The 12,066-nt window shown below is 34.4% G+C and carries 10 protein-coding genes and 1 rRNA gene; 7 read left to right on the forward strand and 4 right to left on the reverse strand.

Annotated features, from left to right (window positions below; all coding sequences use genetic code 11):
- Positions 1-79: ribosomal RNA gene (gene rrf, locus ACHRWY_RS24620) — 5S ribosomal RNA — on the forward strand; the annotation flags it as partial.
- Positions 80-631: 552 nt separating this feature from the next.
- Entirely contained in the window at positions 632-1,087 is a 456-nt protein-coding gene (locus tag ACHRWY_RS24625) for a hypothetical protein (protein WP_395358140.1), read from the forward strand.
- Positions 1,088-1,220: 133 nt separating this feature from the next.
- On the opposite strand, the gene ACHRWY_RS24630 is transcribed toward ACHRWY_RS24625, so the two are convergent.
- From ACHRWY_RS24630 to htpG, 3 genes are all read right to left on the reverse strand, one after another.
- Positions 1,221-1,937 carry a DUF4369 domain-containing protein gene (locus tag ACHRWY_RS24630; protein WP_395358142.1) on the reverse strand — a complete coding sequence of 239 codons (717 nt, stop codon included), beginning with the start codon at positions 1,935-1,937 and terminating at the stop codon, positions 1,221-1,223.
- A gap of 121 nt (positions 1,938-2,058) precedes the next feature.
- Entirely contained in the window at positions 2,059-2,889 is an 831-nt protein-coding gene (locus ACHRWY_RS24635) for a hypothetical protein (RefSeq protein WP_395358144.1), read from the reverse strand.
- Positions 2,890-3,012: 123 nt separating this feature from the next.
- Entirely contained in the window at positions 3,013-4,896 is a 1,884-nt protein-coding gene (gene htpG / locus ACHRWY_RS24640; protein ID WP_395358146.1) for a molecular chaperone HtpG, read from the reverse strand.
- A gap of 203 nt (positions 4,897-5,099) precedes the next feature.
- On the opposite strand from htpG, the gene ACHRWY_RS24645 reads away from it, so the two are divergent.
- From ACHRWY_RS24645 to ACHRWY_RS24655, 3 genes are all read left to right on the forward strand, one after another.
- Positions 5,100-5,603 carry a hypothetical protein gene (locus tag ACHRWY_RS24645; RefSeq protein WP_395358148.1) on the forward strand — a complete coding sequence of 168 codons (504 nt, stop codon included), beginning with the start codon at positions 5,100-5,102 and terminating at the stop codon, positions 5,601-5,603.
- 18 nt (positions 5,604-5,621) lie between these two features.
- Positions 5,622-6,317 carry an OmpA family protein gene (locus tag ACHRWY_RS24650; RefSeq protein ID WP_395358150.1) on the forward strand — a complete coding sequence of 232 codons (696 nt, stop codon included), beginning with the start codon at positions 5,622-5,624 and terminating at the stop codon, positions 6,315-6,317.
- A 105-nt stretch (positions 6,318-6,422) separates the two neighbouring features.
- A complete protein-coding gene (locus tag ACHRWY_RS24655; protein WP_395358296.1) occupies positions 6,423-7,373 on the forward strand; it encodes an ABC transporter ATP-binding protein in 951 nt (316 codons plus the stop codon).
- A gap of 71 nt (positions 7,374-7,444) precedes the next feature.
- Here the strand turns inward: ACHRWY_RS24655 and ACHRWY_RS24660 are convergent, their stop codons facing one another.
- The gene (locus ACHRWY_RS24660) at positions 7,445-9,856 is read right to left on the reverse strand and encodes a prolyl oligopeptidase family serine peptidase (RefSeq protein ID WP_395358152.1); all 2,412 of its coding nucleotides are present in this window, start codon (positions 9,854-9,856) and stop codon (positions 7,445-7,447) included.
- A 264-nt stretch (positions 9,857-10,120) separates the two neighbouring features.
- On the opposite strand from ACHRWY_RS24660, the gene ACHRWY_RS24665 reads away from it, so the two are divergent.
- On the forward strand, positions 10,121-11,128 hold the full coding sequence (locus ACHRWY_RS24665) for a 3-oxoacyl-ACP synthase III family protein (RefSeq protein WP_395358154.1): 1,008 nt from the start codon (positions 10,121-10,123) through the stop codon (positions 11,126-11,128).
- Positions 11,129-11,372: 244 nt separating this feature from the next.
- A complete protein-coding gene (locus ACHRWY_RS24670) occupies positions 11,373-12,044 on the forward strand; it encodes a copper homeostasis protein CutC (RefSeq protein WP_395358156.1) in 672 nt (223 codons plus the stop codon).
- Positions 12,045-12,066: the final 22 nt, after the last annotated feature.

A 12,066-nucleotide genomic window follows, 5' to 3' on the forward strand; every position in this document is an offset into this window, starting at 1 on the left:
TCCCATCCCGAACAGAGTAGTTAAGCCCGCCTGCGCAGATGGTACTGCAGTTATGTGGGAGAGTATGTCGTCGCCTTTCTTTTAAAAACCCTGTTTCTAACGAAACGGGGTTTTTTGTTTTCTATGGTTTTGTGATTTAACGGCAAGGTGCGCAAGGTTTAACTTTAAAGCTTTGCGAACTTTGCGGGCTTTGCGGTAAAAAAAAACTATTTATCACAATTATGACCATACATTGTGCACTCCCATGCTTGAAAACACTGCCAACGTTTACGAAATTCTATAAATCGCCTGGCAAGCTTTTGCAGGCGTAATATTTTGGGATTTTTAATATTTAGATTTTCTTTTAAAAATGATACTTCTCTTTATTTGTGGCTGCGTTAGGGATGGCAGCGGTATCCTTTTGCGATATCCTAATCCCCTTCGTCTTAAACAAAACCACTCTCGCAAAAGATTTAGCGTACAGCCCGGCCCGGAGGGAAATGCCATAATCAGTGATTAATAAAACCCGGTTTCATATAGTTTTACTACTGAATTTTATATATAATCTGGGAAATTTAAACTTTTGAATCTTTTAAATTGTTATTGCGTTAATTTTCTTATGTTTGTTGCTTAACCAAAAAACATAATGACCATGGAAGAAACATCAGTTTTTGAAAAATTTGAGTTGCAGCTCGACCAAACTGCTAAAGGCTTTTTAAAGGAAATCGCAAAATGGGCTTATTTTTTATCTATTTTAGGTTTTGTATTTATAGGATTAATGGTTGTGATTGCAGTTTTTGCCGGATCAATTTTTTCGTCAATGGGAGCAATGGCACAAATGGGGGCACTGGGAGGTTCTTTTGGAGCAATAATGAGTGCTTTTTACATTTTTATTGCGGCACTTTATTTCTTTCCTGTTTACTACTTAAATAAGTTTGCTACAAATGCAAAAAGGGCTTTTAAAGATAGTGACACTGAGGCATTAACAACTTCTTTTGGGTATCTTAAATCTCATTACAAATTTATTGGGATTATGATGCTTTCAGTTTTAGTATTGTATGCACTTATTTTTGTATTTGGAATTCTGGGAGCTTTGTTAGGCCGATAATAATGATATAAAATACCAATTTTTTAAATTCTAAGCCCAAAGATAAAATGTGATTTATGATTAAAGTTTAGAATTGGCACAAAAAAAGTGTCCTGAGAATTCTCAGGACACTTTTTTTTTGAAGTTTTAAAGATTATTTCTTTTGCTCTTTTTTAATGTCAGCAACATATTTGGTTAGCTTTTTTCCGTATAGTGACTGGGCTACTTTTGGAGTCATAGACTTTTGTATCGTATCCAGAAATTTAATATTGATGTCGTAGATCTCAGCTAAAGCAATATAAGGTGCTATTTCATGATCTTTATTGTTAAGAGCAAAGTTTGTAGCATACAGGTATTTTCTTTTAATATTAGACTCCTGTTTCGTGTTAATGCTGTCAATGGCTTTTTGATCCTGTCTTTTTATGGCCTTAAATTTTGTTTCGACCATAGCAAGACTTTCGTCGTTAAAGCGGGAGTTTATTTTTTTGTACTCTTCATATAATTCCTGATTTTTAGATCCTGTAATTTTAGCACCATAAATAAAATTATCTAAGTTGGTATCAATATTGATTTTTCCAGGTTCTGCAAAAAACATGATATTGTTATCCATTGAATTGGTTACACCACGATCCAGGAATAAATAAAGCATCTCTGGGGATTCTAGTTTTAGATCTCTTTCAAAAGAGGAATTTCCGTCGATTTTTATACTGTCAATGGCAATAAGAGAAGTGTCAACAACTCTTTGAATATATAGAGTTCCGTTTTTTAATCCTTTTATGTTTCCTGTAATGTGTAAACTGTCAGTTGATTCTTTTTTGCTACAAGATGCTAATAGGGCAAGTGTAACAAAAGCAATAATTGATTTTTTCATTGGGTTTTTAGATTTTGGTGCAAAATAAAGAAAATAGTTTAAATGTAATGTAGTTTGTAAAAAAAATAAATCCCAATCTATCTCTAAAGTGGGATTTGTTATTTTTTTTAAAATTAGCCTGTTACATTACCAGATTATAGGTAATTCCGCTTTCATTTGTGTACGTGAATTTACTGTCACAATCATTGTTTCCATAATCAACAACTCCGTTTAAAATGCCGCCCTGAACTTTTAATTTTCCTTTAGAAATAAATTCACAGGAGTATTTTCTAATTAACGATTCCTGAACGGTTAATGTTAAGGTTCCGCCGTTTGCATCAGTTATGGTGTGATTTCCTTCGGTCATTTCATAAACATTATCATCGAGCACATAAGGAGTATCAACACCTGCTGTTTGCTTTACTGTCCAGGTTCCGGAGTTTAGATATACTCTTCCTGTTAAATCGGTAAATTTTCCGGCAGTAACTTTTCTGCTCCATTGTGGTACAGTGGCAACAGTTGTAGTATTGGTGTATTCAATTGTTCCTGCTAATTTTATTCCGTTAATAGAATAATCGATTCGTTCAATTGTCATTTTACTTCCGGTTGTAATGACCGGTCCTGACAATGTAATTTTTAATTTTCCTTTTCTTGTTAGCAAATTATCTGTGCAGCCGGTAGTTCCGTAATCTACGGTAAAGACTTTTGGATAAGATGCAGCATTTTCCTGAGTTACGGTAATAGTAGCACAAATTCCAGGTGTAGTTTCGGCTGACTTTGTTGTAGCACTACTTTTTACAGCGACAATTAAACCTGTTTTAATATCCATTTCGTTCGTGGCATCAATGGCAACTGAGGCTCCAACAGATGAAACGTCAGCCTGATTGCTGCTGTTCTCATCATTGCCTGAGCATGAAACATACGTTAGGCCTGTGGCACAAACTGTTAAGAGTAATAGGAAAGTCTTTTTCATAGCGGTTTTTGTTTTTGGTTAGATTAATAAGGCATTCAAATGTAATAAAAAAAACGAATTACAATAAAAAAATCCTGTAAGCAGAGCCTACAGGATTTAATAACGCAATTATGATTCAAAAAATTATTTGATCATCTCAAAACTTCTTTTTACAAAAGCGGTTAAAGCTTCTCCTTTTAATAGGTTTTGCGATAATTTAGCTAAGTCTAAAGCTTGTTTTACCAAATGTTCCTGATGTGTTTTGTCTTCAGTGTTCAGGATATTTGTTGCTAAGTCAGAATTTGTATTTACGACCAAATTGTACATCTCCGGCATATTTCCCATTCCGAACATTCCACCACCACCAGACTGGCTCATTTCTTTCATTCTGCGCATAAATTCCGGTTGTGTAATAATGAATGGAGCAGCCTGACTATCCATAGCTTCCAATTGTACACTGTATGCTTTAGGAATATAGGCTTCTAATGAAGTTTTTAAAGTTTCTTTTTCCTCATCAGATAATTTAGAAATCGTGTTTTCGTCTTTTTTGATTAAATTATCAATATGATCAGAATCTACACGAACGAAAGTTACCTCTTTATTATCACCTTCAATTTTTTGAATTAAATGTGAAATAATCGGAGAATCTAAAAGTAATACTTCGTAACCTTTGTCTTTTGCTGTCTGGATATAAGAGTGTTGTGCATCCTTATTTCCGGCATACAGAACAACTAGTTTTCCGTCTTTATCCGTTTGGTTTTCTTTTAGCTTTTCTTTTAATTCTTCAAGGGTAAAATAAGTATCATCAACCGTTGGGTACAAAACAAAAGCACCGGCTTTTTCGTAGAATTTATCTTCAGAAAGCATTCCGTATTCTAAAACGATTTTAATGTCGTTCCATTTAGCTTCAAAATCAGCACGGTTTTCGTTGAATAAAGCTTTTAGTTTATCGGCTACTTTACGCGTAATGTAGTTTGAGATTTTCTTCACTGCACCATCAGCTTGTAAACCTGAACGGGAAACATTCAAAGGAATGTCCGGAGAATCAATAACCCCTTTTAACATGGTCAAAAATTCAGGTACAATTCCTTCTACGTTATCGGTAACGTAAACCTGGTTTTGGTACAATTGAATTTTGTCTTTTTGAATTTGCATATCAGATCCTAACTTAGGGAAATACAAAATTCCGGTTAAGTTGAAAGGATAATCTACATTTAAATGAATGTTGAATAACGGATCTTCAAACTGCATTGGATACAACTCTCTGTAAAAGCTTTTATAATCTTCATCAGATAATTCAGTGGGTTGTTTTGTCCATGCCGGATTTGGGTTATTGATAATGTTATCAACTTCGATAGTTTCGTTTACATAATCCTCAGGAGCATCTTCCGGTTTAGGAAGTGTTTCTGTTCTTGTTCCGAATTTAATCGGAATAGGCATAAACTTGTTGTACTTGTTCAATAATCCGCTGATTTTTGAATCTTCTAAAAATTCAAGTGAATCTTCTGCGATATGTAAGATGATTTCTGTGCCACGTGAAATTTTGTCAGCCGGCTCTAAAGTAAATTCGGGGCTTCCATCACATGTCCAGTGTGCAGCCGGTTCATCTTTGTATGATTTAGTGATGATTTCTACTTTTTCTGCAACCATAAAAGCAGAGTAGAATCCAAGACCAAAGTGGCCGATAATTCCGGAATCTTTAGCAGAATCTTTGTATTTGTCAAGGAATTCTTCAGCTCCTGAAAAAGCAACCTGATTAATGTATTTTTCTACTTCATCAGCAGTCATACCAAGTCCCTGGTCGATAATGTGGATTTTTTTCCCTTCTTTGTCAACTTTGATTTCGATAATCGGATTTCCGTATTCTACCTTGGCTTCACCGATACTAATAAGGTGTTTTAATTTTAAAGTAGCGTCAGTTCCGTTTGAAATTAGCTCACGTAAAAAGATTTCATGATCGCTGTACAAGAACTTTTTGATTAAGGGAAAGATGTTTTCTACCGAAACATTAATTTTACCTGTTGTCATATTTTTATTATTTTTTAGTTTAAAGTGATGATTCTCATTTCTTCAAATAGAATACCAATGTATTTTTGAATGACAAAATGTCGTAAATGTTAATTTTGAAAGAAAATAATTAGATTCTAAAACAAAAGATATTCCTATGAATTGTATCTTTGTATTATAATAATTGTTAAATAAGTAAGTATTAACTTAAATAAATGTACAAAATGAAGAAAATTATTTTCATTTGCATGATCGCCACGATGTTATTCGCGTGTAAATCAGCTTCGTCTACAACAGCTTCAACAGAAGCTACTACGCTATCAACTAAACTTGACAGACCTACTCAGGTAGCTATTAAAGGAAATTGGGTTTTAACCAATGTATCTTATCCAGGTTCCGAATACATCAAAGTAAATTCTTTTGATCTTGCGGATTCAAAATGCTTCATTGGTAGTACATGGAGTTTTATCTCTAATAATAATAAAGGTACGATGGCTCTAACTGCACCAAGCTGTACTGCTTTTAATTCTCCAATTGTATGGAGTATTAATAATCAGGGTATGTTTGTGCTTAAAATTCTTGATGCTGGTGTAAAAGCAAAGAAAGTAAGAGACGGATATTTATTAAAAGTTGCAGGTTTAACTGAGAATTCATTTCAGTTAATTGATAATATTAATGTTGGTGGACAAGTTAAAGATGTCGTTTACCAATTTCAAAGAGCTAATTAAAATTAAAAAATATATAATATGAAAAAGATAACAGTTTTAGGTTTGAGTAGTTTACTTGTATTAGTAAGTTTCTTTACAAGTTGCGATTCAGTAAAAAACGCAAATAACACACAAAAAGGAGCCGGAATCGGAGTAGTTGCCGGTGGTATTATTGGTGGTATTTTGGGAAATAATTTAGGACATGGAGGAAATGCTGCTTTAGGTGCTGCCATTGGTGCTGCAGTAGGTGGAGGAACTGGTGCTCTTATTGGAAACAAAATGGACAAACAAGCCCGTGAAATTGATCAGGCTTTGCCAGGTGCTTCTGTAGAAAGAGTTGGAGAGGGTATTCACTTAACTTTAAATGAAAATTCAGTTCGTTTTGATACTAATAAATCTACTTTAACTGCTCAGGCAAAAGCAAATTTGGATAAATTGGTTCCTGTGTTTAATGAGTACGGAGATACCGATATTCAAATTTTTGGTTATACTGATAATACAGGAAAACCAGAATACAACCTTACACTTTCAGGACAAAGAGCTGCATCTGTACAAGCATATTTAGCTTCAAAAGGATTAAAATCAAGCCGTTTCAAAACTTCAGGTTTAGGAATTGCTGATCCTATTGCAACAAATGATACTCCTGAAGGAAGAGCACAAAACCGTCGTGTAGAGTTTTCTATTACTGCAAATGACAAAATGGTAAATGATGCTAAAGCCGAAGCTGGTAAATAAGTTTCAAACGCAATAAAATTTCTTAAAAGCTGTTTCATAATTGAAGCAGCTTTTTTTTGACTTTAGAAATTAAACATTGTAAATTTGGACTTTCAAATACAACCCATGCTCGACATTCAAAATATTTCTTTTTCGTATACCGAAAGCCCTGTTATAAAAAACGTTTCTTTTACCATTAATAAAGGCGAGAATATTGCTATTATTGGAGAAAGCGGCTGCGGAAAAAGTACGCTTCTTAAACTTATATATGGTCTATATGATTTAGATGAAGGCAAGATTTTTTACAACGACAAACCCATTTATGGGCCTAAATACAATTTGATTCCCGGAATGCCATTTATGAAATATCTGGCTCAGGACTTTGATCTGTCTCCTTTTGAAACAGTGGCAGAAAACGTGGGGAAGTTTCTGTCTAATGGTTTTGCGAATATGAAAAAACTTCGCGTTCAGGAATTATTGGAGATGGTAGAAATGGAATCATTTTCAAACGTAAAAGCTAAATTCTTAAGTGGTGGACAACAGCAAAGAGTTGCTCTGGTCAGAGTTTTGGCTTTAGAACCGGAAGTAATTTTATTAGATGAGCCTTTTAGCCAAATTGATGCTTTCCGTAAAAATGCTTTACGCCGAAATTTATTTCGCTATTTAAAACAAAAAGGTATCACCTGTATTATTGCTACACATGACAGCACAGATGCTTTGTCTTTTGCAGATGAAGCAATCGTAATGCGAAACGGAGAACTTATTGTAAAAGATAATCCAATTAAAATTTATGAAGATCCTGAAACGAAATATGTAGCTTCATTGTTTGGAGAGGTAAATGAACTACCTACTCATCTATTGCTTCCTTATGAAGATGAAACACATAAAACTTTAGTGTATCCGCATCAGTTTAAAATGGTTACCGAATCAAAATTACCGGTAAAAATCAGGCGAACTTATTTTAGGGGAAACCACTATTTAATTGAAACAGTTTATAAAAGGCAGCTTGTCTTTTTCGAAAGTGAAATTGATTTGCCGTTAGAACAGGAGATATTTTTAGGTTTAAATTATCTATAATAGATACAAAATAAAACCCGACAGCTTTTTTATAAACTGTCGGGTTTGTTATTTATTGAAAGAAATAAAATCTAGTTTTTTAAATATTTTTCTAAAAACTGATCTTGTTCCCAAAGTAAGTGCAGGATGTTTTCTTTTGCTACATAACTATGTGCTTCCTTAGGTAAAATTACCATTCTGGTAGTTGCTCCCAAACCTTTTAAGGCCTGATAATAACGCTCGGTCTGCAAAGTAAAAGTTCCTGGATTATTATCGGCTTCACCGTGAACCAATAAAAGAGGTGTTTTCATTTTATCTGCATTCATAAAAGGAGACATGGCGGTATAAACTTCCGGAGCTTCCCAGTAATTACGTTGTTCACTCTGGAAACCAAATGGCGTTAAAGTTCTGTTGTAGGCACCGCTTCTGGCAATTCCGCAAGCAAAAAGATTAGAATGTGTCAATAAATTGGCTGTCATGAAAGCGCCATAAGAATGTCCTCCAATGGCTACTTTTTTACGGTTAATATATCCTAAAGCATCAACAGCATCAATTGCAGCTTCGGCATTGTCTACTAATTGAGGGATGAAATTATCGTTAGGTTCTGTTGTTCCTTCACCAATAATTGGAAAAGCAGCATCGTCTAAAACAACATATCCTTTAGTTACCCAATAGACGAACGATCCGTAATACGGAAATGTAAATTCATTTGAGTTCTGAGTCGATTGTCCGGCACTGTTTTTATCTTTATATTCAGCAGGATAAGCCCAGATCAATAAAGGCAATTTTTCTTTTTTTACTTTGTCGTAACCGGCTGGCAAATATAAAGTTCCCGAAAGTTCCACACCATCTTTACGCTTGTACCTGATTACTTCTTTGCTCACATTTTTAATACTTTCAAACGGATTTTTGAAAGAGGTAATAGGTGTAAGGCTATTTTGTTTTTTAATGTTTCTGAAATAATAATTTGGATATTCACTTTTAGACTGAATCTGAACTAAAACTTTACCGGATTTAAAATCTTCAATTTCTAAAAGATCTTCTTTTTTGTCTTTATAAGTTGAAGTATATACGCGTTTTGCTGTTAAAGTTTTTAAATTAAATTCATCAATAAAAGGGAATTGTCCTTCTTTAGTATATCCATCACCAATACGGTAAGCATTGTCTTTTTCGATTGCTAAAACGTATTTGTTGTATTCATTCTTTTTCGTCTCAAAAATTCCCGGATCAGAATAAACATCTTGTTGGTTTCTATCGGTAATTACTTTTGGTTGCTGGCCAGGATTTGAAGGATTGATCAGATAGGTTTTGGTATTACGGGTGTCGTACCATTCGTCAGTAAGGAAAGCAGTATTGTCATTTCCCCAAATAATATCATTATAACGTTGCGGAACTTTTACTAATGTAGTTGCAGCGTTTGTAAAAGGCGCATCCCAAAGAAAAACTTCATCTCTAAAATCAACTTTGTTTGCCGGATCTCCTTCGTCTAAAGCTACAACATAAGCCAATGTTGCCGGTTTGTCATTTCTCCATGCCATTTCTCTTTTTCCTTTGCGTACTGCCATAAAACCTTTAGGAATTACTTCGTTTAAAGGAACTTCGTTTACGGTTTTAATTTCTTTTCCTCTTGAGTCATAAACTATCGTTTTAGAAGGAAATCTGTTCAAAGGAACGACATAAGAAAATGGTTTCTGAATAGTGGTTAGCATGATAAAGTTTCCGTCTGGCGAAATTCTTTCTCCGGCGTACATAGCTGCATCTTTAAATAAGGTAGCCGTTCCGTTAAGGTTCACTTTATACAATTCAGAGGTAATGATGTTTTCAAAATTGATTTCATCATTTTGATTTTTTAACATGTCAGGATATGTTCTGTTTTGGGATTTTGCTCCGGAAGTACTAGAAATAATTGGCCCTGTTGGTAAATCTTTTTTGGAATCCAATAAAGGTTTTCTGTTTTTTGGAAGCATTTTTACCAAAATAGTTTCGTTGTCTAAAAACCAGCTAAACGGATTTCCAAGATTTGCATTTACAGTAGCTTCGGTAAGTTTTGTTGCTTTTGCAGTGGCTACATCAATAACCCAAAGTTCCACACCTGAATTTGTAGTATGCGAAAACAAAATTTTCTTATCATTTGGTGACCATAAAATATTGCTGATTTTAGGGTTTGTTGGTAAACCGGATACTTGTATTTCGTCCTTTCCGTTAATTTTTCTTAATTTAAGGTTGATCGTATAGGTTACCGTGCTTGAAATATTGGTTACCGGATTGATTCTCAGACCGCCTAAACGAAGTTCTTCCTGGTTGAGATCGTCTAATGTTTTGTATGTACTTCTGTACAATAGTAACATATTCTCTTTTTTGGTATCCATAGATACTGTTGGGGCTCTTTCGTAATCAGCTAAATCTAATATGGATTTAGAAGGTTTTTGATAGGTTAAATTTTCCTGGGCAAAGGCAAAAAAGCCAATGTTAAGGAATAATAGTAGTGTAACCTTTAATTTCATAATTTGAATTTTATGGGTTTAAAAAATGGTATGATAAATGTTTGACTAAGATAGTTTAGTTTTGTTACATTTTAATTCGTTATTTTTCATACTTTTCATTGTTTTGGCTTAAAATATGATTTTTCAGAATAGAAATGGTTTTAAAAGGTTGTATATTTAAAGTATATTAAATTGCTAATAACGAAAAAAATAGTAATTTGTACGCTTATGTTTTAAAGTATACTTAAATTTGCAATCCAATTTTTTAACAAACAATAAAAGAATATGTATCATTCAAAAATAGCGGGCTTAGGATATTATGTTCCTTCAAATGTTGTGACCAACGACGATTTGTCTAAGATTATTGATACCAATGATGAATGGATTCAGGAGCGTACGGGAATTCAGGAGCGCAGACATATTATTCGTGGAGAAGACACCACAACTACAATGGGAGTAAAAGCAGCTAAAATTGCTATAGAACGTTCTGGCGTAGCCAAAGAAGATATTGATTTTGTAGTTTTTGCTACATTAAGTCCGGATTATTATTTTCCTGGGCCTGGAGTTTTGGTTCAACGTGATTTAGGATTAAGAACCGTTGGAGCATTAGATGTAAGAAACCAATGTTCCGGTTTTGTTTATGCTATTTCTGTTGCTGATCAATATATTAAAACCGGAATGTATAAAAATATTTTGGTAATTGGTTCTGAGGTACATTCAACCGGATTGGATATGACAACCCGTGGTCGCGGAGTTTCGGTAATTTTTGGCGATGGAGCAGGAGCAGCGGTTCTAAGCCGTGAAGAAGATTTGACAAAAGGAATATTATCAACACACTTACATTCAGAAGGGCAGCATGCAGAAGAATTAGCTTTGCAGGCACCAGGAATGGGAGCACGCTGGGTAACCGATATTTTAGCAGATAATGACCCGAATGATGAGAGTTACTATCCGTATATGAACGGACAATTTGTATTTAAAAATGCAGTAGTTCGTTTTGCTGAAGTAATTAACGAAGGTTTAGAAGCAAATGGTTTACAGGTTTCGGATATTGACATGCTGATTCCGCATCAGGCAAATTTGAGGATTTCACAATTCATTCAAAACAAGTTCAAACTGAGTGATGATAAGGTACACAATAACATCCAGAAATACGGAAACACAACTGCAGCCTCTATTCCAATCGCTTTGACAGAAGCCTGGGAACAAGGAAAAATTAAATCTGGAGATACAGTTGTTTTAGCCGCTTTTGGGAGTGGTTTCACCTGGGCCAGTGCAATTATTAAATGGTAAATTAATTCATCTTGCATTATATTTTAAAACCTGCTCTTTTTTGGAGCAGGTTTTTTTATACTTTCGTGTTGTGTTATTTTGTTACACAATCTTATCATTTCGACGAAGGAGAAATCACAACCGGTCAGAACATGTTGTTGTGAAATATGGAATATAACTTATTTCGGGTGTATTGCCCCTTTCATTGAATTGACAAGCGAGTTGGGTAAGAATGACCAATTATGCAAAATATCTTTTTAAACAAATGAAAAAAAATCAATTAGAAATAGCGTGTTTTACCTACGAATCAGCCATAATTGCACAGGAGAATGGTGCCGACAGAATAGAATTGTGCGAAAACATGCAGCTTGGCGGAACAACGCCAAATGCAGTTTTAGCAGTGAGGGTTCGCGAAAAGTTGTCAATTAAAATGCATGTAATTATACGGCCCCGCGGAGGCGATTTTGTTTATACTGATGAAGAAATTGCAGAAATGAAGCAAGATATAAAACACTTTAAGAAATGGGGTGTTGACGGTTTTGTTTTTGGAATTTTAAACCCGGATAATACTGTCAATAAAAAACAAAATCAGGAACTGGTCAACTTAGCCAGTCCGCTTTCGTGTACTTTTCATCGTGCTTTTGATGATGTTCATTCAATAGAAGAATCTCTCGAAGATGTTATCGATTGCGGTTTTCAAACCATTCTGACTTCCGGTCGTGGGAAAAATGTTGAAGAAGGAATTGAAGATCTGCAAATGATTCAGAAACTCGCCAAAGGCAGAATCGAAATTATGCCCGGAGGTGGTTTACGATCTTCTAATATTAAATTATTACAGGAAAAATTAGAACCTACATTTTATCATTCGTCTGCTATTACGGATGACACCGAAACAGCAAATCCTGAAGAAATAAAAGAGTTGCGAAATTTTCTATAAGTATTAAATAAAATAAGAAAAG

The sequence above is a fragment of the Flavobacterium sp. FlaQc-48 genome (assembly GCF_044007335.1).
Lineage (GTDB): Bacteria > Bacteroidota > Bacteroidia > Flavobacteriales > Flavobacteriaceae > Flavobacterium.